Here is a 22,927-nt window from a genome sequence, read left to right on the forward strand (position 1 = left end):
AGGACGGCCGCCGATAAGCTGTGGTCATGAAGGGCTCCCTGAACCTGCGCTGTATTCCGATGCGGCTCGCCGCCGTGGTACTGGCGGGTTCCATGCTCGCCGCCACAACATCCTGTTCCACCGAAAACAAAGGCCCGCAAGTCACCTCAACCACGGGCTCTCAGCCGAACAGTTCGGAATCGGGGACCGGCACTGCGGAAAGCACGACGCCGGCAACGGGTTCCGCGGCCGGTTCGCCGTCCGCAATACCCGGCCCAGGGGAAACAACAGGCTCCGGCGAAAACACCGGCGCTAGCCCTACAGCCGGCGCGAGCGCTTCGGCCAGCACCGGGCCAAGCCCGGCGGCAACGGCGGTGTCCTGGAAGACATACACGGACCCAGCCAAAACAGTGAGCTTCGAGCTGCCGCAGGAGTGGATTGCGCAGTCGGGGACGCCGGAGGCCGGTTCGTTGGCCCATGCCGTGAAGGTGGAGGTCAAGGATGGCGAAGGGCGCTATATCGCCACGCTCCAAACAGGCCTTCCCCCAGTCGCAGCTGTTTCCTGCCCCGCCGGGCAGGCGCGCCCCTATGTGGTGATCAGCAGCGTGCCCTTGGACGTTTCGCATTCCGATGGCCCGGACACCATTGATCCGCGAGTGGTCTTCCGTGTGGTCCAGGGCTACAAGTTCTTCGGCTCCTACGGCATCACCAACATGGTGGCGGGAGTGGACGGACAGTCCTGCGAACTGAGGAACCGGGTTCAGGGCCCTGCAGGCAAGGGCGACATCTCCTTTGGGGATGTCCCGGCGATCCACGCCTTTGCCGCTGATGAGAAGGTGGCTCCAGCCAAAGCTTTTGACACTCTGGACCTGGCTGCGAAGTATGCGGTCCACGGTTCTGAATTCGCCAATGTCCAGCGGATGCTACTGTCTCTGAAGGTCAATCTGTAGTCCTGTGATTGGCTGACTCATACATACGGCGGCGATGGGGGCTGCCCGCCGCAACCCACCCCGGAGATCAATGGAACGCAACGTTGCTGCCTCGCTCGTTTTCAAGACTGCAGCCAACACCAAGGTGGCCATGGCCATAGCCGTGGCCAACAACCAGGGGTATGACGCAGTGGAGGAAACCCTGTCCATCACTATCGATGGTGCTGATGTTCCTTTTTCTGAACTCAGCGACCACCATGGTGGCCGCTTCCACTATCTGGAGTTCACCGAGCCGAGTGAGGTGTCGGTGGACTACCGCGCAACCGTTCATGGTTTGGGAGAGCCTGATGCCTCCAGTCCGATGGAACTCATCAGGTACGTTCGGCCCAGCCGATATGCGGAGTCAGACCGGCTGCTGCCCACTTCCTATGCCGAGTTCGGCAGCCTGCAAGGTGCCGAGCTGCTCCATGCGGTGCGCAACTGGGTGAATGGGGAACTCCGGTATGTCAGCGGTTCGTCGCGGGGAACTGACGGAGCCGTGGAAACATTGCTTCACCGGAAAGGCGTGTGCCGGGACTTCGCCCACCTCGCCATCGCCCTCTTGAGGTCCAAGGACGTACCTGCGCGGCTGGCGGCAGTGTACGCTCCCGGGCTGAGCCCCATGGATTTCCATGCCGTTGCCGAGGCCTACATAAACGGTGCCTGGCACATTATCGACCCCACCGGGCTGGCCCCCCGCGAATCCATGCTTCGGATTACTGCCGGGCGCGATTCTTCGGATACGGCATTTCTGTCCACCGTGGGTGGCAGCTTGACCTTGAAGACACTGAAGGTCAGTGCGTCGGTTAACGGCGAGCTCCCGGTGGAGGACCCCCGGGAGCTCGTCAGCCTGCGTTAGTGTCCGGACTTCGGGTTAGTGTCCCGCGACCGATGCGCGGAGTTTCTCCGTCAGGCGCAGAAGCTCCCGTTGCTCCTCGGCTGTGAGCGCAGGCGCCACCAGGTGGGCGATGTCCCGAACATGTTCGCGGCCGATGGTTTTTTGTAGCTCGCTGCCCGCTTCGGTGAGTGAGAGCAGGACTCCGCGGCCGTCGTCGGGCGCTGTTGTTCGTTCCACCAAACCTCGCTTTTCCAAGCGGTCCACCAACCGGCTCAGGCTGGACTGGCTCAGCAGGACTTTGTCATTGATTTCATTGAGCCGAAGCTGGCCCGATGGGCATGTGGACAGCGTGAAGAGGACGTCGTATTCCTTGACGGGGAGGGTCTTGAACGCCGGTCCTGACTGGAGCTTCCGCATCACCGCCACCTGGGAGCGGAACAACGACTCCCAGGTTTCGGCGGCTAGACGAACGGCGGAGGACGCCGAGGGGCTGGACATCAGGCGTCCTGCCCCGCAGTACCGGCAGTAGCGGATTCGCTAACCTTGGCTTCCAGCGCTTCGGCAACGCGTGAGGCGTGCGTCGGTGCGTCGGGCACGTGCGCAGGCTTCATGGCAGCGTATTCCTTGCGCAGGACCGGAAGGACTTCTTCGCCGAAGAGATCCAACTGCTCCAGGACGGTCTTCAGGGGCAGTCCGGCGTGGTCGATCAGGAACAGCTGGCGCTGGTAGTCACCGAATGCCTCGCGGAAGGTCAGCGTCTTCTCGATAACTTCCTGCGGGCTGCCCACGGTAAGGGGAGTCTGCGAGGTGAAGTCCTCCAGGGACGGTCCGTGCCCGTAGACCGGTGCGTTGTCGAAGTACGGGCGGAATTCCTTCACGGCATCCTGGGAGTTCTTCCTCATGAAGAACTGACCACCAAGGCCAACAATTGCCTGGTCTGCTTTGCCGTGTCCGTAGTGCTCGTAGCGCTCACGGTACAGGCCGATCAGCTGCTGGTAGTGCTCCTTGGGCCAGAAGATGTTGTTGGCGAAGAAGCCATCGCCGTAGTAGGCGGCAACTTCTGCGATCTGCGGTGTGCGGATGGAGCCGTGCCACACGAAGGGGGCGACGTCGTCGAGCGGCCGCGGCGTGGAGGTGAAGTTCTGCAGGGGCGTGCGGAACTTGCCGGACCAGTTGACCGTGTCCTCGTCCCACAGCTTGCGGAGCAGGCTGTAGTTCTCGATGGCGAGTTCAATGCCGTCCTGGATGTTCTTGCCGAACCAGGGGTACACCGGTGCCGTGTTGCCCCGGCCGAGGACCAGATCGACGCGGCCGTCGGAGAGGTGCTGGAGCATGGCGAAGTCTTCGGCGATCTTGACCGGGTCATTGGTGGTGATCAGGGTGGTGGCCGTGGACAACGTGATGCGTTCGGTCTGGGCTGCGATGTAGGCCAGTGTGGTGGTGGGGGAGGAAGAGAAGAACGGCCGGTTGTGGTGCTCGCCAAGGGCGTAGACATCCATGCCGATTTCTTCGACCTTCTTGGCGATGGCAACGGACGCTTTGATGCGTTCGTTTTCCGTGGGCGTGCGGCCCGTGGTGGGGTCAGTGGTGATGTCGCTGACGCTGAATACGCCGATCTGCATGATGTGCCTTTCTCCCTGCCCGAGGTCCCGGGCTCTGTAAACAGTGTACCTCAAACTAGATGCATTTGCATGTATCGATACCTGTAACAGGACAGGGCCGGGAATTGTTCCCGGCCCTATCCATGAAGGATATGTCTGTTGGGAGTCCGCTATTCTCCGGGATTGTGGGCCGCGCGACGGCCTGTAACGCGGGGAATCATTCCAGTGGTCCAGTCCTGGAACTCGTCCGATCCGCTGCCGCCGCTGCCGCCAGGGCCGTCGCCGGGTGCCGCCGTCGGCTTGTCCTGGAGGGCTCTGCGCAGATCCTTCTTCTCCCGGCGCCCCTCCACCAGTTTGTAGAGGACCGGAACCAGGACCAGCGTCAGCGCAGTGGAAGACACCAGCCCACCGATCACAACGATTGCCAGTGGCTGGGAAATGAACCCGCCGCCACCGGTGAGGCCCAACGCCATGGGAGTCAGGGCAAACACGGTAGCCAGTGCCGTCATGAGGATGGGGCGCAGGCGCTGGCGCGCACCGTGCGTAATGGCATCGGCAACGTTCATGCCCGGACTGCCATCGTGCGGTTTACGGTACTGGTTGATGAGATCGATCAGCACAATGGCGTTGGTGACCACGATGCCCACCAGCATCAGCATGCCGATCAAGGACGGCAGCCCCAACGGAACGCCCGTCACCAACAGCAGGCCCACGGCTCCGGTTGCCGCGAACGGAACAGAGATCAGCAGGATGAGCGGCTGCACGAGTGACTTGAACGCGGCCACCATAATCACGTAGACGATCGCGATGGCTGCCAGCAGAGCCAAGCCAAGCTGCCGGAAGGACTCCGCCTGCTGTGTAGTGGCACCGCCGATCGTGGCCGTGACCCCGGCGGGCAGCTCCACGGCTGCCAACCGCTCTTGCACGGCAGTGCTGACGCTGCCCAGGTTGGAGCCGGAAGGCGTCACAGTCACCCTTGCGGTCCGCTGCCCGTTGCTGCTGGTGATGGACACAGGGGTGTCCACCTGCTCGACGGCGGCAATTGTCTCAAGTGCCACGCCACCGCGGGCTGTGGGGAGCTGCAGCGCACGGACTGCGGCAATGCTGGTGAAGCGGGTCCCCTCGCCGATTTGCACGGGGTAGTCGTTGGTCTCGATTCGGACCGTACCGGCGGGAACGGGGCTGACCGTGCTGGCGAGGAAGGCGCCAACCTGCTCTTCTGTCAATCCGGCCGCCACAGCCTTGGCCCGGTCAACGCGGACCTGAACCACCGCCTGCGTGGAAGCAAGGTTCGTGGCTACTTCTGAGCTGCCCGGGACGCCTTCCATGGCCTTCACCATGGCATCGCTCGCTGTTTGCAGGTCAGCGGAGTTCGCGGCCCTGATAGTGATGTCCACCGTGGACGACGTGCCGAACCCGCCCTGCTGGGATCCCACCGTGACCTTCCCGGAGGCACCCTCCAGTTTGGCGCGAACCTCGTCTTGAAGTTTGGTTTGGTTCACTTTCTCGTCGGTGACAATGGTGAACGTCGAGTTGGATGAACCGGTTGACGTGAGTGCGGCGAAGCCGGTCTGGGCATTTCCGGAGGTGACCTGCACGTCCTTGATGCCCTCAATGCCCTTCAGGGAATCCTCAATCTTGGAGGCTTCATCGCTGGTGGCCTGCAGGCTGGTGCCGGCAGGAAGGACTTGGCGCACCGTCATGCTGTTCTCACCGGAGCGGCCCAACAGATCAGTGGCCAGCAGCGGCGAGACGGCGATAGTGGCCACCAGCACCAGTGCTGCCGCGGACAACGTGATGACAGGGTGTTTCTGCGTCTTAGCCAGGATTGGAAGGTAACCGCGCTGGAGACGGCTCCGCTGTTCCGCCTCGCGGGCCTTCGCGGCCGCCTCTTTGGCAGATGCTTGTGCCTCAGCGCCCTTTCCGGGGGAGGACAGGAACCAGTAGGCAAGGACCGGAACGATCGTCAGGGAAACCAACAGCGAAGACAACAGTGCGATGGTCACTGTCAAGGCGAAGGGACGGAACAGCTCTCCGGCGAGGTCCCCCACAAACGCTATTGGAAGGAACACGGCCACAGTGGTCAGCGTCGAAGCCGTGATGGCCCCGGCAACCTCCCTGATGGACGTCAGGATGGCTGTCAGCTTGTGTTCGCCGTAGCTGAGGTGCCGCTTGATGTTCTCGATCACCACGATGGAATCGTCAACTACACGCCCGATGGCAATGGTGAGGGCACCCAAAGTAAGGATGTTCAGCGAGTAACCCGTTGCCGAGATGCCGATGAAAGTGATGAGCAGGGACAGCGGGATGGAGACGGCGGTGACCAACGTGGAGCGCACGGACATCAGGAAAACCAGAATGACCGCCACCGCGAAGCCCAGCCCTAGGAGTCCTTCCGTGGTGAGGTCCTTGATGGACTTCTCAATGAAGGGCGCTTGGTCGAAGACCGGCGTGAAGGTCGCGTTGTTGCCGAGCTCCTCTTGCATGGGTCCGACGGCGTCCCGCACAGCATGCGAAATCGCTACCGTATCGCCCTCTGGCTTCTTGGTGACGGACAGAGCCAGAGTGGGCTTGCCGTTGGTACGCGTGATGGAAGTAGGGGCGTCGTCCTCGATGCTGACGTCGGCAACCGCCCCGATGGTTGCAGCACCTTTCGCACCGGCCAAGGGAAGCCCCTTGATGATGTCCAGGGAATCCACGGGGCTGCCGAGCTGGAGGGACAGGGTCTTGCCCTGATCCTCGATGGTGCCGACAGGGACCAGGGTGCCGTTGTTCTTCAGCGCATTGCTGATGGACTGGACGGAGGCCCCTGTAGTTGCAAGGTCCGCGGGGCGGGGCTGGATCAGGATGTGTTGGCTGGAACCGCCAGTCACATCGGCGCCGCGGACGCCGTCGATCTTCTGCAATCGGGGAACGCTGAGTCGCAGGAGATCAGCGTTGAGCTCGCTCAGTGGTTTGTCCGAGGACACTGCCAAATAGACGATGGGGAAGTCGCTGATGTTGCCGGCGATGGACTGGGGCTCAACGTCCGCCGGCAGAACACGCTTGGCGTTGGAAATGGCCCGGTCAATCTGGTTGCGCGCCCGGTCCAGGTTGGAGCCGTACGTGAACACCATGGTGATCTGCGAAACGCCGTTGCGGGACGTCGACGTGGTGGACTCAAGCCCCTCAACGCTGTTCAGTGCTGTTTCCAGCGGCTGGCTCAGCTGCTTGTCCACAACCTCAGGAGAGGCGCCCGGCATGGAGGTCACAACGGTGATCTGCGGAAACTCGATGGAGGGAATGAGTTCCTGCTTGAGCGATCCCATGGTGATCACGCCGAACACCGCCGCAAAGACGGTGATCAGCGCGATCAGGGCCCGGTTTCCCAGGGACAGTTTGGCCAAGCGGAACATTGCATTGACTCCTGCGGTCTACGTAACGATTCGGCTGACGGGAACCGGCCGCAGCCCCGGGTGTGGCCTAGCCTTGGATGGCGTTGGCCACTTCCAATTGCAGGGACCTGGCGGTGCTTGCTTCCAGTTCGGCGGCCAAGTCCGGATTCTCGTTGAGCTTGACGCCGTAGCCCGGCATCATGTCCTTGAGTTTGGACTGCCACCCCTTGAAATTCTTGGGGAAGGACTTCTGCAACAGTTCGATCATGATGGGCACGGCGGTGGAAGCACCAGGAGAAGCGCCCAGCAGAGCGCCAATGGAACCATCGCGGGAGGCAATGACCTCGGTGCCAAACTGCAGGACGCCACCCTTTTGGGGGTGCTTCTTAATGATCTGTACACGCTGGCCTGCGGTAATCAGTTCCCAATTGCCCCCGGCTGCTTCCGGGTAGTACTCGCGCAGGGCCTCAACCTTGGCCTCGTGCCGCTTGGCAACCTCCTTGATGAGGTAAGCGGTGAGGTCCATGTTGTCCTTGGCCACGGCCAGCATGGGGATGATGTTTCCGGGACGGATGGACAGCGGAAGGTCCAGGTAGCTGGAGGTCTTCAGGAAGTTGGTGGAGAAGCCGGCGTACGGGCCGAAGAGGAGGGAGCGCTTGCCGTCCACATAGCGGGTATCCAGGTGGGGGACGGACATGGGCGGCGCGCCGACGGACGCCTGACCGTATACCTTTGCGCTGTGCTGTGAGGTGATGGCGTCGTCCGTGCAGCGGAAGAACTGGCCGGAGACGGGGAAGCCGCCGTAGCCCTTGCTTTCAGGGATGCCGGATGCTTGGAGCAGGTGGAGCGCGCCGCCGCCGGCTCCGACAAAGACAAACTTCGCGTGGATTCGGCCATGCTCGCCGGATTTGGGGTGCTTGATGGACAGGTCCCAGCCGCCGCCTGCTGCACGGTGGATGTTGGTGACGTCGTGGCCGTAGTTGACCTCGGCGCCGCTGCTTTGCAGGTAGCCCGTCAGTTCGCGCGTCAGGGCGCCAAAGTCGACGTCGGTGCCTTCAGCCGCGCGGGTGGCGGCAACGCGCTGCTTGCGGTCGCGGCCCTTGACGATCAACGGGGCCCACTTGGCGATCTGGTCCTGGTCCTCGGTGTACTCCATGCTGCGGAACAGCGTGTTGGGCTTGAGTGCCTCGTACCGGTTCTTGAGGAAGTTCGAGTGGTCATCGCCGATGACGAAGCTCATGTGCGGGACGGTGTTGATGAAACCCTTGGGGGACCCGATGACGTTGCTGTCCACCAAGTGGGACCAGAACTGGCGGGAAAGCTGGAACTGTTCATTGATGTGCAAGGCCTTGGACGGGTCTACGGAGCCGTCTTTTGCTGCGGGGGAGTAGTTAAGCTCACACAGGGCAGCATGGCCGGTGCCGGCATTGTTCCACGGTCCGGAACTTTCGAGCCCTGCTTCGTCGAGTCTCTCGAACAGGGAGATGGTCCAGGTGGGTTCAAGTTGCTTGATGAACGCACCAAGGGTGGCACTCATGATTCCACCGCCAATAAGGACGACGTCGGCATGTTGAGTCTTGGAAATGAAGGTCACGATCAATCTCCGTTAGCGGCGGCACTGGCTGTCACAGAATATCCCCGCGCAGACTCAATACTGAAATTACGGGGAATCGTCAAGGCTTTAGCCGGACGTTTGTGAAAACTTCGTTGAGGACGGGGGAAGCCGGGTAGCTCTCCACCTTGTTGGACAACGCCAGCGCCGAGATGGGGAAGGCGATGGGCACAGCCGGTACCGACGCCGCGATCTCTGCGTTGATGGACTGATACTGGGCGTTGCGGTCATCGCCCTCGGGCATGGCCCGTGCGCGTTCTATCTTGTGGAAGACTTCCGAGTCGGCGTATCCGAACTCGGCGCGGGTTTCGCCGAAGAGGGGTCCCAGGAAGTTGTCGGCATCCGCGTAGGAGCCGTTCCAGCCAAGCAGGTGCAGTCCGCGGTCTCCGGCAGACTGGACCCTTTGGAGGTAGCCGTCTTCCCAGTCGATGGGAACTGGTTTGATGTTGAAGCCGACGGCGACGAGTTGGCGGCTCAGCTCGGCGTAGATCTTTTCCGGGGTGGGCATGTAGGCCCGCGTGGCGTTGAGCGGATAGTAGAACTTCAGCTCCTCGCCCTTGTACCCGGCCTTCTTCAAAAGCTCTTTAGCCTTCTCCGGGTTGTACCCCAAGGCCGGGGCGTTGTTGTTGAAGCCGCTGAGCTTGGGCGGCACGAACTGCGAGGCCTGCGACGTGTTGTCGATGAAGAACTTGCGGATCAACGATTCCTTGTCGATCGCCATTTCGATCGCTTGCCGGACCTCCGGCTTTTCCAACGGTGCAACGGCCTGGTTGATCCCCAGGTACATCACTGAGAACGGGTCACGCTGGATGATCTGGACACCCTTTTTGACCAATTGGTCAAAGGTTCCGGACGTCACGAGGTCGTAGGCATCGATCTTGCCGTCCAACAAAGCTTGCTGGCGCGTTTCCGCGCGATCGTAAGGAATGAAGTTGATGGTTGCTATCTGGCCCCGGTCGCCCCAATAGTTCTTGTAGCTGGACAGGGTGAGCTTATGGTCGTCCCACCCGGTGAACACATACGGGCCCGTGCCCACGGGATGGCCGGCGTAGCTGGACATCGCCTGGCCGTTCCGGACCTGGTCAAGGACGTTGGCCTTCTGCGCGTTCAGGGCTGCCGGGGATGAAATGGCGAAGGCCGGGAGCGTCAGGGCCTGAAGGAATCCGGTGAAGGGGCGTGTCAGGTTTATCTGGACGTTGCTGGCCGAGACCACTGTGCAGTCTTTGAAGATGGAGAACACCGGCTGGTCCGAGTAAGCCTTGAAAACGCTCTGGAAGGAAATTCCGGGCGCTTGTTTTCGGAGGTCCTCGGGGAAGGTGAACCAGCGGTTGAAGTTGGCGCAAACAGCTGCGGCGTCCAGAGGAGTGCCGTCGTGGAAGGTCACGCCGGAGCGGAGCGTGAAGTCGTAGCTCAGCCCTTTGTTGCTGTCCTTCCACTCCGTGGCGAGAAGGGGAGTTGTCTGCCCTGTTTCGCCATCTACGCCCACGAGTCCTTCGAGGACCTGGCGGGTGACACGGTAGGACTCGGAATCCGCGGTCATCGCAGGATCAAGGCCCAAGGGCATGGACGCTGTGCCGAAGTTGAAAGTTTCCGAGGGCTCAGCGGCGACGGAATTGCCGGCGGACGACGACGGTGCGGGGCCCGGTGTGCCCGTGCACCCTGCCAGCCCCAACGCCAGTACGGCAGCCCCGATCTGCATGCTCAGGCGCCGCGTTTTGCTGCTTGCCACTCTTGTCCCCTCAAGCCGGTTGGAAGTGCTTTGGCCGGCTTCGGCCAGACCGCATTCCAGTCTAGTTGAACGTCCTGAGTGCGGTTCCCAGCGCAACTCCAGGTAGCCCCCGGCTGCTTGAGGACAGAAATACCCCCGGTTCTGCAACCGGGGGTATTCGTATAACTGTGCGCAAGGGGGGACTTGAACCCCCACGCCCGAAGGCACAGGAACCTAAATCCTGCGTGTCTGCCAATTTCACCACTCGCGCTGGCTGACAATCGGTCCGTCTTACAGGACGGCCGCTGCAATACCGGCCTCCAGTGTACCCGCTACTTGTCCAGCTTGAGATCCCGCCGGAGTTTGGCAACGTGCCCTGTGGCACGCACGTTGTACTGCGCCAGGGAAACCTTCCCGTCAGGATCAACCACAAAAGTGGATCGGATCAATCCCATGTAGCTGCGGCCGTAATTCTTTTTCTCGCCCCAGGCTCCATACGCCTCGGCTACGGTGTGGTCTTCGTCCGAGAGCAGGCGGAAGGTCAGCTGTTCCTCCTCGCTGAACTTGGCAAGTGCTTTGACGGGGTCGGGGGAGACGCCAACAACCTCGTAGCCTGCAGCCTGAAGGGAACCGAGGGTGTCGCGGAAATCGCAGGCTTCCTTGGTACATCCGGGAGTGGAGGCGGCGGGGTAGAAATAGAGGATGGTTTTCCGTCCGCGGAGGTCGGACAAGCTCATGCTTTTGCCGGTTTCATCCTGAAGTGTGAAGTCCGGGGCGTTGTCCCCAGGGATAAGTCGTTCAGCCAAAATGTGCTCCTTGCCAGTGATCGCGATTTCCCAGTTTAGTAGGAGAAGCCGCGTCCTCACCCCATCCGCGCATATACTGTCGGCATGCCAGATATGGAGAGATGGCCCACCACCCGATTGCTTTCAACAGCTGCGCGCCTGGTGGAAATCTCGTGGAACGAAAAATTGAAGTCCATCGGCCTTACGCACGCCGGTGTCATTGCCATGCAGGTGCTGGCTGCCAAGGGGGCCATTACGCAGGCGGCCTTGGCCGAAGTAGCACGGGTCAAGGCCCAGACCATGGGAACCACTCTTGCGAGGCTTGAGCTGCACGGGCATGTCACCCGGCAACGCAGTGATTCCGACCGCCGAAGCCACGTGGTAACCCTTACCGACGCTGGCATTGCAGCTCTTGCGGAAGCAGTAAAGCTTGAGCAGGATGTCTTGTCACCCGTGGCGGTGGACACGGCCCGCCTCCGCGAAGAACTAAGGATCGTTGTCCGGGGTCTGGCCGGGTTGCCGGCGCCGGAGGAGGAATCCCGCGATATTGACACCGACCTGCCTCAAGCCTGAGCAAAGCCTGTGACCTGGGCTTCCCGGTGGGAGCCCATGCAGGGACACACAAAAAGGCTCCGGATCGTAGAAACGATCCGGAGCCTTTCCTTATGGTGCACCCCCCGGGACTCGAACCCGGAACCCATTGATTAAGAGTCAATTGCTCTGCCAGTTGAGCTAGAGGTGCAGCTATTGTTTCGGCTTAGTGGAGGAATTCGCATTCCCCGTTGACCTCCGCAACGACAAATAACTCTACACCACATTTTGGCTGCTGCAGACCACAAAGTGCAATGCGTGATGCACGCCATTTTCTTGCCCCCGAAATAAGGCGTTGAACAACGAAAAAGGCCTTGGAGTGATATTCACTCCAAGGCCTTTTGCTTGGTGCACCCCCCGGGACTCGAACCCGGAACCCATTGATTAAGAGTCAATTGCTCTGCCAGTTGAGCTAGAGGTGCAGCTGTTGATTTTGATCAAGCCAGGGAGCTTTTCTTTCCCCGGCGATCTCCGCAACGACATGTAACTCTACACGACTTCCGCCGAAGAGTGAAATCGGCTGTTTGCCGCCTGCGGCTTCACGGCCCAGCCCTCAGAATCAGCGCAAAATCAGGGTTTCTGTTGTTGCTGAGGACCCACAAGGTGCCGTCGGGAGCGCGGGCCACGTCCCTCAGGCGCCCGTATTCTCCTGTGAAATAGGCCACAGGGGTGCCGGCGGTCTCACCGCTGAGTGGAACTGCCCACAGCCTTTGGCCGCGAAGCGCCCCCGTGTAGGCAATACCGTCCACGATTTCGAGCCCGCTTGGTGAGGCGTCGGACGTTGAAGGCCAGACCACCTTGGCATCGATCAGGCCGCTGCGGCCGGGTGCACCGGTCACTGTAGGCCAACCGTAGTTGCCGCCCGGGGTAATCAGGTTCAGTTCGTCATCCACGTCCGGGCCGAACTCACTGGCCCAGAGGCGTCCGTCACTGTCCCAGGCCAAGCCCTGAACGTTCCGGTGCCCGTAGCTGTAGACCGGGTTGTCGCCGAAGGGATTTCCCGGCGCCGGGCGCCCCTCGGGCGTGAGCCGCAGGATCTTGCCGCCCAAGGCGTTGGTGTCCTGCGGTTGTTCCCGCCGCTGCGAGTCACCCGTGCCGACGTAGAGGAACCCATCCGGGCCAAAGCGGATCCGGCCACCATTGTGGGTTGAGGCCTTGGACATTCCGGAGAAAATCACCTCAGTCTCGCCCAGGGCCAACTGACCACCGGGTTCCCCGGTCAGCTTGATCCGAGCGATGCGGTTGTCGCTTGGCGAAGTGAAGTAGGCGTACAGCCAACGGTCCGTTGCGAAGTCAGGTGAGAGAGCCAAGCCCAACAGCCCGCCCTCCCCGCCGGGGTCGACGCCGGGTACCTCGCCAACGGTGGTGGCCTGGCCGTCTCGGATGCTCTTAACTTGAGCGGAGTCGCGCTCGGACACCACAGCTGTACCGTCCGGCAGGAAGACCACCGACCATGGCAGCTGCAGTCCGACGTCGAGCTTCTGAACCACCTCGGGGAGCTGTGGCGATGCGCCCGTCGCCTGGCTGCTTCCTGGGGGCGTAGTTGCAGAAGAGGTTGCCCCGCCCTGTGTAGGCGAACTGCCGGAGGTGTTGGATGGGTTGGGTGTTGCCGCGGTGCCCGGCGACGACGGACTGCCTGTGCATCCCGTCAGCGCCAGGATCACTGCAAGCGCAGCGGCAGGCACCAGACGCTCGCGTCGGTCCGAAGAGTGCCTGCCCATGTTCTTGCCTGCCTGGGTTCAGTGCCTGCTGCGCCGGGGTGGGCGGAAACCGGCAGCTTCGGCGTGCGCGGAGGATTCGAACCATACGTCGGCAGCAGCGTCGTCATACCCGGCCGTGTCTTCGTCGTGGTAGGTCATGTCTGATGCGCTGGCCTTGACGGGATACGCATCCCCGGGTGCGCTGGAAGAGCCCGTGCCGTAGGGGTGTTCCACGGCCAGGTGGCCGGAGCTCCCCGAATCTTCGGCCGCGGCGGACTCGGCGCCAGGCAGGGTTGGGGAGTGCGCGTCCGTGTACTCGTGGTGGTGGACCGGGCTTCCGCTCTCATCTGTCCAGGAAGATTCCCACTCGGCCTTGTCTGCTGCTTCGTCGGTGCCTGTTGGTACTGCTGCGTCAGTCGCCCCGATTGTCGTTGCTCCGGAAGCGACCGCAGGAGAACCCGCGTCCCAGTCGTCAACGTCGCCGGCGTCGGCCGAATGGACCTTCGCGTCCGTGTCCACCACCGGTTCGTTGACCACTGGTTCTTCAACCACGGGTTCGGCCACTGCGGGAGTTGCGATGACCGGTTCCGCTACGGTCAAGCCCGGTGTTGCGGCGGGCTGAATGTCGGAGGCGATCACTGCCGGTGAATCGTCGACGGCGGTACGCGGCGCGGCGTGCAGCTCATCTGGGGCGGGGGAGGGCCCCTGCGTTTCGTTTGAAGGGGAGGGTTCTGAGGGATCGGGTTCGGAAGTGCCGGGTTCTGTTGGGCCGGGTTCGTCGACGGTAGGGCCGCTGCCCTCGGCGGCAGCCTTTCCGAGATTGGTCACCCCCGCCAAACCTGCCACGCCTGCTGCGGCTACGCCGGCGTCCGGCAGGGACGCTGTATTGCTCGGCGCCGTCGCTGCAGGGGGAGCAGCCCCGGATGTCCCTGCAGCGCGATCATCAGCGGGCGCTTGGCTTGAGGAAGTACTCCCTGTCTTGTTGCGGTTCATGAGCCACCAAATAATGGCTACGACCAAAACAATGACAATGACCCAAATTAACCAGTCCATGGTTGAGGCCCTTCTGCTCACTGGGGTGAAGCTCGTGGTAATCCTGACGTTACGTGGCTGCTAATGGGCTGTCCAGCGTTTGACCTGCTGATTCACCCGAAAATGATCAGTTTACTTACTGCCTTGAGGTTGAAAATAGATCATGAACGGGGAATTTCCCGGGGTCGCTTAGTCTGGCTCCATGGATTTCAAAAGGCTGCAGATTCTGCGCGAATTGGCAGACCGACAAAGTGTTGGCGCTACTGCCGAGGCCATGAACGTCACAGCCTCGGCAGTCTCGCAGCAGCTGAAAACGCTGCAGGCTGAGATCGGCGTTGTGCTGGTGGAGAAGGTGGGCCGGGGCGTTCAGTTGACTGAAGCAGGACTGGCCATGGCGGCAGCGGCGTCGGACATCGCCACGGCCATGGCCAGGGCGGAGTCCACCATTGACAGTTACCGCAAGGGTTGGCAGACGCGCGTTTCCGCAGCTTTCTTTCCCAGCGCAGCGGAAATGCTGCTTCCAGGAGTGCTGCATCGGGTTTCCGCGGTGGCCGGACTGACTTTCGACGCCCATTTCGAAGATCCGGGAACCGCCCACTTCGCTCCCTTGGTGGCGGACTACGATATCGTGCTGGCACACAGCGTGGATGGGCCGGAAGTTTTCGCCAGGAGGGGCCTGGCGGTAGTGCCGCTTTTGGAGGAAGCGCTGGATGTTGCGATGCCTGCCGGTCATCCCTTGGCAGCCAAGGTCCGGTTAAGCCCCCAGGACGTTGTTGATTACCCGTGGATCGGCGTCCCGGAGGGATTCCCTTTCGATACCGTGCTTCGCCAGATCGAACTCCATGCAGGCAGGCCCGCTCTGAGGGGACAGCGATATCCGGATCTCAGGGTGCTTGAGGCTTTGGTGGGCGCCGGGCACGGCATTTGCCTTCTTCCCCGCTACACGGCCCGGGCAAGCGCGCGTCGGGGGCTGGTCCTTCGCCCGCTCACGGACGTGAAGGCGAGCAGAAGCATTGTGGCCCTGTCCCGGCAGGAGGTTGCCGCACGGGCAACCATTGGCATCGTTTTGGACATGCTCAAAAGTGAGGCTGCGGCCATTGCCAAGGAACTCAACGAGTCACATCCCGGCACTTAGACCCGGACGATCTGAGTCCCTGGCCTTGGTTAGCGGGCAGGACGCCCGCAATATTCGAAGGTTTGGGCTTAACCCGGTGTGCAACAGCGTCGGCAGTCGCCCGGTAGACATAGACTTTGGACCATGAGCGACACCACCCAGATTGCGACAGACAGCACGCCGGACATTAAACCCCGCAGCCGGGTGGTGACAGACGGCATTCACGCGGCGCCTGCCCGCGGCATGTTCCGTGCGGTGGGCATGGGCGACGACGACTTTGCCAAACCCCAAATCGGTGTTGCCAGCTCGTGGAATGAAATTACCCCTTGCAATCTTTCCCTGAATCGCCTCGCACAAGGCGCCAAGGAAGGCGTCCATGCCGGCGGTGGCTTCCCGATGCAGTTCGGCACGATCTCCGTTTCGGATGGTATTTCCATGGGCCATGAGGGCATGCACTTCTCCCTGGTCTCCCGCGAAGTCATCGCCGACTCTGTGGAAACAGTGATGCAGGCCGAGCGCATTGACGGCTCGGTGCTCCTGGCCGGCTGTGACAAGTCCCTTCCGGGCATGCTCATGGCTGCTGCCCGCTTGGACCTCGCATCCGTCTTCCTTTACGCCGGCTCCATCATGCCGGGCTGGGTCAAGCTGGAGGACGGCTCGGAGAAGGAAGTCACCCTCATTGATGCCTTCGAGGCCGTGGGTGCCTGCGCCGCCGGCAAAATGAGCATGGAAGACCTCACAAGGATCGAAAAGGCCATCTGTCCCGGCGAAGGCGCCTGCGGCGGTATGTACACGGCCAACACCATGGCGTGCATCGGCGAGGCCTTGGGCATGTCCCTCCCGGGTTCAGCCGCCCCGCCGTCGGCAGACCGCCGTCGTGATGATTTCGCACGCAAGTCCGGCGAAGCCGTAGTAAACCTGCTGCGCCTGGGCATCACGGCCCGTGACATCATGACCAAAAAGGCGTTCGAGAATGCCATTGCCGTCACCATGGCCTTCGGCGGTTCCACCAACGCCGTGCTGCACTTGCTCGCGATCGCCCGGGAAGCCGAAGTAGAGCTGACGCTGGACGACTTCAATCGCATCGGCGACAAAATTCCGCACCTTGGGGACCTCAAGCCCTTCGGCCGTTATGTGATGACCGACGTTGACAAGATCGGCGGCGTGCCGGTCATCATGAAGGCACTGCTCGACGCCGGACTACTGCACGGCGACTGCCTCACCGTTACCGGCAAGACGCTCGCGGAAAACCTCGCCTCGATCAACCCGCCGGACCTTGACGGCAAAATCCTCCGTGCGCTGGACAACCCGATCCACAAGACCGGTGGCATCACCATCCTCCACGGCTCCATGGCTCCGGAAGGAGCGGTAGTGAAGAGTGCCGGTTTTGATGCTGACGTCTTTGAAGGAACTGCACGCGTTTTCGAACGCGAGCAGGGCGCCCTCAGCGCGTTGGACAACGGCGAAATCAACAAGGGAGACGTAGTGGTCATCCGCTATGAAGGCCCCAAGGGCGGTCCCGGCATGCGGGAAATGTTGGCCATCACCGGCGCCATCAAGGGAGCGGGACTCGGCAAGGATGTCCTCCTTCTCACGGATGGCCGGTTCTCGGGTGGCACAACCGGTCTGTGCATCGGCCACGTTGCGCCTGAAGCCGTGGATGGTGGCCCCATCGCGTTCGTGAAGGACGGTGACCGCATCCGTGTAGACATCGCCGCTCGCTCCTTCGACCTCCTGGTGGACGAAGCCGAGCTCGAAGCCCGCAAAGAGGGCTGGAAGCCACTGCCCGCCAAGTTCACCAAGGGTGTTCTTGCCAAGTACGCCAAGCTTGTCCACAGCGCCTCCACCGGAGCGTACTGCGGATAATTCCTGCACGGGGCTCCGGCTGTCATGAGACAGCCGGAGTCCGGCAGGCGGACATAGCTGTCCAAATAGTGAGATACGATAGTGGTCAATTGACACGTATCTCACTTAGAGGGAACACTGAACGCATGATCACATTCGTTACCGTCGGCGTCGTCGTCCTTACCAAGCGCGTGGCTTAGCCCGACTGGTAACGAACCGTCACGCGCAAACCCCTCGAAGAGCCGGAAGGCTGAGGGGTTTTTTTATTCCCCGAAGCAAGATCCATCTAATGAAGATCCACTAAGGAAGAGTCCGATGAGCAAAGGATCGCCGATCAGCCCCTCGCTGATGGCTGCAAAGTCCGCTGGAGCCCACAAAGCTCCGGAAAAGATCGACCGTACGGCCGAGGCCGTCGTGGTCGACGCTGCTGCACCTCTCTCTCCTGTACTTGGGCCGAACACCGTTGTACCCCCAACGGTGATGTCCGGCTCGCAAGCAATTGTCCGGTCGCTCGAAGAACTCGGCGTGGACGATATTTTCGGTTTGCCCGGTGGCGCGATCCTGCCCACCTACGACCCCTTGATGGCCTCCAGCATGAATCACATCCTGGTCCGTCACGAACAGGGAGCCGGCCACGCCGCGCAAGGCTACGCCATGGTTACCGGACGGGTTGGCGTTTGCATCGCCACCTCGGGACCCGGTGCCACCAACCTCGTTACCGCCATCATGGACGCCCACATGGACTCCGTGCCGATGGTGGCCATCACCGGCCAGGTCTCCAGTGGAGTCATCGGCACCGATGCCTTCCAGGAAGCGGACATCGTGGGGATCACGATGCCCATCACCAAGCACTCGTTCCTGGTGACTGACCCCAACGACATCCCGCACGTCATGGCAGAGGCTTTCCACCTCGCGTCCACGGGCCGCCCGGGACCTGTCCTGGTGGATATCGCCAAGGACGCCCAGGTTGGCCAGATGACTTTTTCTTGGCCGCCGAAGGTGGACTTGCCGGGCTACCGTCCCGTGGTGCGTGGCCACAACAAGCAGGTCCGCGAAGCTGCCAAGCTGATCGCTGCTTCCAGCAAGCCGGTCCTCTACGTAGGCGGCGGTGTGGTCAAGGGCCATGCTTCTGCAGAGCTCATGGAGCTCGCGCTTGCTACCGGCGCTCCCGTGGTCACTACCTTGATGGCCCGCGGTGCCTTCCCGGATTCCCACCCGCAGCATGTAGGCATGCCCGGCATGCACGGTTCCGTCTCCGCCGTCACTGCCCTCCAGCAGGCCGACCTCCTGATCACTCTCGGTGCAAGGTTTGATGACCGCGTCACCGGCGTGCTGAAGACCTTTGCCCCGTTTGCCAAGGTCATTCACGCTGACATCGACCCCGCGGAAATCTCCAAGAACCGCACTGCCGATGTTCCGATCGTTGGCTCGGTCAAGGAAATCATTCCGGAACTTACCGAGGCCGTGAAGACTCAGTTCGAACTGAGCGGGACCCCGGACCTGGATTCCTGGTGGGCCTTCCTGGGCAACCTCCGCGACACGTACCCGCTGGGTTGGACGGAGCCCGAGGACGGTCTCACTGCCCCGCAGCGCGTGATCAAACGCATCGGCGAACTCACCGGTCCGGAAGGCATCTACGTAGCCGGAGTGGGCCAGCACCAGATGTGGGCCGCCCAGTTCATCAAGTACGAAAGGCCTCACGCCTGGCTGAACTCAGGTGGCGCAGGAACCATGGGATACTCGGTTCCGGCAGCCATGGGCGCCAAGGTCGGTGAACCGGACCGCGTGGTCTGGGCCATCGACGGTGACGGCTGCTTCCAAATGACCAATCAGGAACTGGCCACGTGTGCCATCAACAACATCCCGATCAAGGTCGCCATCATCAACAACTCCTCACTGGGCATGGTCCGCCAATGGCAGACCCTGTTCTACGAGGGCCGTTACTCCAACACGGATCTGAACACAGGCCACGACACCATCCGGATTCCGGACTTCGTGAAGCTGGCCGACGCCTACGGCTGCGCAGCACTTCGTTGTGAGCGCGACGAAGACATTGACGCCACCATCCAGAAGGCGCTCGAAATCAATGACCGCCCCGTGGTTATCGACTTCGTCGTCAGCCCCAACTCGATGGTGTGGCCGATGGTGCCTTCAGGCGTCAGCAACGACCAGATCCAGGTTGCCCGCAACATGACCCCGGAATGGGAAGAGGAGGACTAGGCATGAGCCGTCACACACTGTCCGTTCTGGTAGAAGACAAGCCCGGCGTGCTGACCCGCGTGGCCAGCCTCTTCGCCCGGCGCGCGTTCAACATCAATTCCCTGGCTGTGGGACCCACCGAGGTTCCAGGCATGTCCCGCATGACGGTGGTCGTCGACGCCGACGGCGACCTCATCGAGCAGGTCACCAAGCAGCTCAACAAGTTGGTCAACGTCATCAAGATCGTTGAGCTGACTTCAGAATCTTCCGTACAACGTGACCACATCCTGGTCAAAGTACGTGCGGATGCCGCGACACGTCTGCAGGTTACCCAGGCTGCAGACCTGTTCCGTGCCGCCGTCGTCGACGTGTCCACAGACTCGTTGGTGATTGAGGCAACCGGTACCCCCGAGAAGCTCGCTGCACTGCTCTCAGTGCTCGAGCCGTTCGGCATCCGTGAAATCGTGCAGTCCGGCACCTTGGCCGTTGGACGGGGATCCCGCTCCATGAGTGACAGGGCGCTCCGCTCCGCGTGAGCGTTGCGCCCAGTACCGCAGCACCACTATCAATATCTACGAAAAACCACTCAAGAGGAGTTACGCAAGTGACTGAAATGTTCTACGACGACGACGCAGACCTGTCGATCATCCAGGGCCGCAAGGTAGCCATCGTTGGCTACGGCTCCCAGGGCCACGCCCACGCACTCAACCTGCGCGATTCCGGCGTCGAGGTTGTTATCGCGCTGAAGGACGGCTCAAAGTCGACCTCCAAGGCAGAAGACGCAGGCTTCACTGTCAAGAACGTTGCAGACGCTGCCGAATGGGCAGACGTCATCATGATCCTGGCACCGGACCAGCACCAGCGCTCTATCTACAACGACTCCATCAAGGACAAGCTGACCGAAGGCAAGGCACTCGCCTTCGCGCACGGCTTCAACATCCGCTTCGGCTACATCGAAGCTCCGGCCGGCGTTGACGTCATCCTGATCGCCCCGAAGGCTCCGGGCCACACTGTTCGCCGCGAATTCGAAGCCGGCCGCGGTATCCCGGACATCATCGCTGTTGAGCAGGACGCATCCGGTTCCGCTTGGGACCTGGCGAAGTCCTACGCCAAGGCAATCGGCGGAACCCGCGCCGGCGTCATCAAGACCACCTTCACCGAAGAGACTGAGACCGACCTCTTCGGCGAGCAGGCTGTCCTTTGCGGCGGCGTTTCCCAGCTCGTCCAGTACGGCTTCGAAACCCTCACCGAGGCCGGCTACCAGCCGCAGATCGCCTACTTCGAGGTTCTCCACGAACTCAAGCTCATTGTTGACCTCATGTGGGAAGGCGGCATCGCCAAGCAGCGCTGGAGCGTTTCCGACACCGCAGAGTACGGCGACTACGTCTCCGGCCCGCGCGTCATCACCCCCGAGGTGAAGGAAAACATGAAGGCTGTCCTCGCGGACATCCAGAACGGTGCTTTCGCCAAGCGTTTCATCGACGATCAGGACAACGGCGGCACCGAGTTCAAGGAACTGCGTGCCAAGGCAGAGCAGCACCCGATCGAAGAGGTCGGCCGCGAACTTCGCTCCCTGTTCTCCTGGCAGCAGCAGGACGCTGACTACGTTGAAGGTTCTGCAGCCCGCTGATCCTTCAGTGCAGGCCTAGCGGCTCGCGCACCACGACGCCCGTCCGGGGAACACAGCCGGGCGGGCGTCGTCGTTCGATGCGTTGTTTCTCCACCGAATTTCACAGTTTTCTCCACCGAATAGCCCAGCCGCATGGGCTGTGAACTTCTTCACACCAGCTACCGGTCCGGCCGTAACATCCCTCCCCGGCACCGGAATCCCCGCCCGGATTCGATATTCTGGGCTGGTCCCGGCGCCGTGCCCGGGCCACGCATCCGCTCCTTGTCCAGTTCTGTCCAAAGTTGTCCAAAGTAAGGTGCCACCCCGTGTCAGCCAGCAAACCCGTCGTCCTCCTCGCCGAGGAACTTTCGCCCGCCACAGTCGAGGCACTGGGCCCGGACTTTGAAATCCGACAGACCGACGGCGCCGACCGTTCCCAGCTGCTGTCCGCCATTGCCGACGTCGACGCCATCCTGGTCCGTTCGGCTACACAGGTGGATGCCGAAGCCATCGCTGCGGCTAAAAACCTCAAGGTCATCGCCCGTGCAGGCGTGGGTCTGGACAACGTGGACATCAAGTCTGCGACGCAGGCAGGCGTCATGGTGGTCAACGCGCCGACGTCCAACATCGTCTCTGCCGCAGAGCTCACCGTGGGCCACATCCTGAGCCTCGCGCGCCACATCCCGCAGGCCAGTTCCGCGCTGAAGAACGGCGAATGGAAGCGCTCAAAGTACACCGGCATTGAACTCTTCGAGAAGAAGATCGGAATCATCGGCCTGGGCCGCATCGGCGCCTTGGTGGCAGCACGCCTGCAGGGCTTCGAGACCGAGATCCTCGCCTACGACCCCTATATCACGGCTGCCCGTGCAGCCCAGTTGGGCGTCAAGCTGGTCACCCTGGATGAACTTCTGGAAAATTCCGACTTCATCACCATCCACATGCCCAAGACGCCGGAGACGGTGGGAATGCTGGGTGCTGACGCCTTCCGCAAGATGAAGGAATCGGCATATGTCATCAATGTGGCACGTGGTGGCCTTGTGGACGAGGAAGCCCTCTACACAGCTCTGAAGGAAGGTCAGATTGCCGGCGCCGGCGTGGACGTCTTCGTCAAGGAGCCCAGCACCGACCTGCCGTTCTTCGAATTCGACAACGTGGTTGTTACACCGCACCTCGGCGCGTCCACGGATGAGGCCCAGGAAAAGGCGGGCGTGTCGGTGGCCAAGTCGGTTCGCCTTGCCCTTGCCGGCGAGCTCGTGCCCGATGCCGTGAACGTTGCCGGCGGGGTCATCGCTCCGGACGTACGTCCCGGCATCCCTCTGATCGAAAAGTTGGGCCGGATCTTCACTGCGCTCACCCACGCGTCCCTGACGCAGATCGACGTTGAAGTCGCCGGAGAAATTGCCGCCCTGGACGTCAAGGTACTCGAACTGGCCGCGCTGAAGGGCGTCTTCGCCGATGTCGTGACGGAGCAGGTCTCCTACGTCAACGCTCCCGTGATCGCCGAACAGCGCGGCATCAACACCCGGCTGATCACCACCCCGGACGCTGAGGACTACCGCAACGTCCTGACCATCCGTGGAGCGCTCAGCGATGGTTCGCAAATCTCGGTTGCTGGCACCCTCACGGGTCCCAAGCAGGTGGAGAAGCTGGTAGGCGTCAACGGGTATGACGTCGAAATTCCCATCAGCGAGCACCTGGTTGTTGTGGCCTACGCCGACCGTCCGGGCGTGATCGGCACCATCGGACACATCCTGGGCATGAACAACATCAACATCGGCGGGATGCAGGTGGCACGCCAGACCGAAGGCGGCCAGGTCCTGGCGCTCCTGACCATCGACAGCTCGGTTCCTCAGCAGGTACTGGAAGCCATCAAAGCCGGTATCGGCGCAGAGATGGTCCGTGAAGTGGACCTGGAGGACTAGCACTGATTTTCATCAGCTAAGTTCGCGTGCCGGCGACACACCCTGGCACG

General features: G+C 61.8%; 17 protein-coding genes and 3 tRNA genes. 9 read left to right on the forward strand and 11 right to left on the reverse strand.

From position 1 onward, the window contains the following. Positions 1–26: 26 nt before the first annotated feature. Complete coding sequence (locus J3A64_RS04095) at positions 27–929, forward strand: hypothetical protein (RefSeq protein ID WP_210063680.1); 903 nt, start codon at positions 27–29, stop codon at positions 927–929. Between the two features lie 70 nt (positions 930–999). Beyond that, positions 1,000–1,806 carry a transglutaminase family protein gene (locus J3A64_RS04100; protein ID WP_014922121.1) on the forward strand — a complete coding sequence of 269 codons (807 nt, stop codon included), beginning with the start codon at positions 1,000–1,002 and terminating at the stop codon, positions 1,804–1,806. Positions 1,807–1,821: 15 nt separating this feature from the next. Here J3A64_RS04100 and J3A64_RS04105 read toward each other — a convergent pair whose 3' ends face one another. From J3A64_RS04105 to bcp, 7 genes are all read right to left on the reverse strand, one after another. Continuing rightward, positions 1,822–2,283, reverse strand: a complete 462-nt coding sequence (locus J3A64_RS04105; protein WP_011775186.1) for a MarR family winged helix-turn-helix transcriptional regulator — start codon at positions 2,281–2,283, stop codon at positions 1,822–1,824. Next, on the reverse strand, positions 2,283–3,407 hold the full coding sequence (locus J3A64_RS04110; protein ID WP_014922120.1) for an LLM class flavin-dependent oxidoreductase: 1,125 nt from the start codon (positions 3,405–3,407) through the stop codon (positions 2,283–2,285). The genes J3A64_RS04105 and J3A64_RS04110 overlap by 1 nt, the downstream gene beginning before the upstream one ends. A gap of 149 nt (positions 3,408–3,556) precedes the next feature. After that, positions 3,557–6,781: an efflux RND transporter permease subunit gene (locus J3A64_RS04115; protein WP_014922119.1), complete on the reverse strand. Its 3,225-nt coding sequence runs from the start codon at positions 6,779–6,781 to the stop codon at positions 3,557–3,559. 67 nt (positions 6,782–6,848) lie between these two features. Further along, positions 6,849–8,354, reverse strand: a complete 1,506-nt coding sequence (locus J3A64_RS04120; RefSeq protein ID WP_081589143.1) for a malate:quinone oxidoreductase — start codon at positions 8,352–8,354, stop codon at positions 6,849–6,851. A 79-nt stretch (positions 8,355–8,433) separates the two neighbouring features. Continuing rightward, entirely contained in the window at positions 8,434–10,101 is a 1,668-nt protein-coding gene (locus J3A64_RS04125; RefSeq protein WP_014922118.1) for an ABC transporter substrate-binding protein, read from the reverse strand. Positions 10,102–10,269: 168 nt separating this feature from the next. Next, positions 10,270–10,351: transfer RNA gene (locus J3A64_RS04130), tRNA-Leu, on the reverse strand. Between the two features lie 61 nt (positions 10,352–10,412). Next, complete coding sequence (gene bcp, locus J3A64_RS04135; RefSeq protein WP_014922117.1) at positions 10,413–10,886, reverse strand: thioredoxin-dependent thiol peroxidase; 474 nt, start codon at positions 10,884–10,886, stop codon at positions 10,413–10,415. Between the two features lie 84 nt (positions 10,887–10,970). On the opposite strand from bcp, the gene J3A64_RS04140 reads away from it, so the two are divergent. After that, positions 10,971–11,438 (forward strand): MarR family winged helix-turn-helix transcriptional regulator, encoded by a 468-nt coding sequence (locus J3A64_RS04140; RefSeq protein WP_011775180.1) that lies wholly within the window; start codon positions 10,971–10,973, stop codon positions 11,436–11,438. Positions 11,439–11,531: 93 nt separating this feature from the next. Here the strand turns inward: J3A64_RS04140 and J3A64_RS04145 are convergent. The 4 genes from J3A64_RS04145 to J3A64_RS04160 form a co-directional block, all read right to left on the reverse strand. Continuing rightward, positions 11,532–11,607, reverse strand: a tRNA-Lys gene (locus tag J3A64_RS04145). A gap of 195 nt (positions 11,608–11,802) precedes the next feature. Beyond that, a tRNA-Lys gene (locus J3A64_RS04150) sits at positions 11,803–11,878 on the reverse strand. Positions 11,879–11,995: 117 nt separating this feature from the next. Continuing rightward, positions 11,996–13,177 (reverse strand): sorbosone dehydrogenase family protein, encoded by a 1,182-nt coding sequence (locus tag J3A64_RS04155; RefSeq protein ID WP_210063681.1) that lies wholly within the window; start codon positions 13,175–13,177, stop codon positions 11,996–11,998. An 18-nt stretch (positions 13,178–13,195) separates the two neighbouring features. Continuing rightward, on the reverse strand, positions 13,196–14,209 hold the full coding sequence (locus J3A64_RS04160; protein WP_286176159.1) for a hypothetical protein: 1,014 nt from the start codon (positions 14,207–14,209) through the stop codon (positions 13,196–13,198). Positions 14,210–14,390: 181 nt separating this feature from the next. Here J3A64_RS04160 and J3A64_RS04165 point away from each other — a divergent pair, with 181 nt between their 5' ends. The 6 genes from J3A64_RS04165 (at position 14,391) to serA (ending at position 22,877) form a co-directional block, all read left to right on the forward strand. Then, positions 14,391–15,323, forward strand: coding sequence for a LysR family transcriptional regulator (locus tag J3A64_RS04165; protein ID WP_014922113.1), 933 nt, complete (start codon positions 14,391–14,393; stop codon positions 15,321–15,323). Between the two features lie 123 nt (positions 15,324–15,446). After that, complete coding sequence (ilvD, locus tag J3A64_RS04170) at positions 15,447–17,168, forward strand: dihydroxy-acid dehydratase (protein ID WP_011775176.1); 1,722 nt, start codon at positions 15,447–15,449, stop codon at positions 17,166–17,168. A gap of 294 nt (positions 17,169–17,462) precedes the next feature. After that, entirely contained in the window at positions 17,463–19,367 is a 1,905-nt protein-coding gene (locus J3A64_RS04175; protein WP_011775175.1) for an acetolactate synthase large subunit, read from the forward strand. Positions 19,368–19,369: 2 nt separating this feature from the next. Continuing rightward, a complete protein-coding gene (gene ilvN / locus J3A64_RS04180) occupies positions 19,370–19,882 on the forward strand; it encodes an acetolactate synthase small subunit (protein WP_011775174.1) in 513 nt (170 codons plus the stop codon). Positions 19,883–19,950: 68 nt separating this feature from the next. Next, positions 19,951–20,976: a ketol-acid reductoisomerase gene (gene ilvC, locus J3A64_RS04185; RefSeq protein ID WP_014922112.1), complete on the forward strand. Its 1,026-nt coding sequence runs from the start codon at positions 19,951–19,953 to the stop codon at positions 20,974–20,976. A gap of 305 nt (positions 20,977–21,281) precedes the next feature. Beyond that, positions 21,282–22,877 (forward strand): phosphoglycerate dehydrogenase, encoded by a 1,596-nt coding sequence (gene serA / locus J3A64_RS04190; RefSeq protein WP_014922111.1) that lies wholly within the window; start codon positions 21,282–21,284, stop codon positions 22,875–22,877. Positions 22,878–22,927 lie beyond the last annotated feature (50 nt).

It is taken from the genome of Pseudarthrobacter sp. PvP004 (genome assembly GCF_017876035.1).
GTDB classification, from domain to species: Bacteria; Actinomycetota; Actinomycetes; order Actinomycetales; family Micrococcaceae; genus Arthrobacter; species Arthrobacter aurescens_A.

Excerpts from the sequence above, each read along its gene's own strand:
- J3A64_RS04140 (WP_011775180.1), top strand. The coding sequence starts at position 10,971 with ATGCCAGATATGGAGAGATGGCCCACCACCCGATTGCTTTCAACAGCT.
- J3A64_RS04165 (WP_014922113.1), top strand. The coding sequence starts at position 14,391 with ATGGATTTCAAAAGGCTGCAGATTCTGCGCGAATTGGCAGACCGACAA.
- J3A64_RS04160 (WP_286176159.1), bottom strand. The coding sequence starts at position 14,209 with ATGGACTGGTTAATTTGGGTCATTGTCATTGTTTTGGTCGTAGCCATT.
- ilvD (WP_011775176.1), top strand. The coding sequence starts at position 15,447 with ATGAGCGACACCACCCAGATTGCGACAGACAGCACGCCGGACATTAAA.
- J3A64_RS04095 (WP_210063680.1), top strand. The coding sequence starts at position 27 with ATGAAGGGCTCCCTGAACCTGCGCTGTATTCCGATGCGGCTCGCCGCC.
- ilvN (WP_011775174.1), top strand. The coding sequence starts at position 19,370 with ATGAGCCGTCACACACTGTCCGTTCTGGTAGAAGACAAGCCCGGCGTG.
- J3A64_RS04175 (WP_011775175.1), top strand. The coding sequence starts at position 17,463 with ATGAGCAAAGGATCGCCGATCAGCCCCTCGCTGATGGCTGCAAAGTCC.
- J3A64_RS04115 (WP_014922119.1), bottom strand. The coding sequence starts at position 6,781 with ATGTTCCGCTTGGCCAAACTGTCCCTGGGAAACCGGGCCCTGATCGCG.
- J3A64_RS04100 (WP_014922121.1), top strand. The coding sequence starts at position 1,000 with ATGGAACGCAACGTTGCTGCCTCGCTCGTTTTCAAGACTGCAGCCAAC.
- J3A64_RS04155 (WP_210063681.1), bottom strand. The coding sequence starts at position 13,177 with ATGGGCAGGCACTCTTCGGACCGACGCGAGCGTCTGGTGCCTGCCGCT.
- J3A64_RS04110 (WP_014922120.1), bottom strand. The coding sequence starts at position 3,407 with ATGCAGATCGGCGTATTCAGCGTCAGCGACATCACCACTGACCCCACC.
- J3A64_RS04105 (WP_011775186.1), bottom strand. The coding sequence starts at position 2,283 with ATGTCCAGCCCCTCGGCGTCCTCCGCCGTTCGTCTAGCCGCCGAAACC.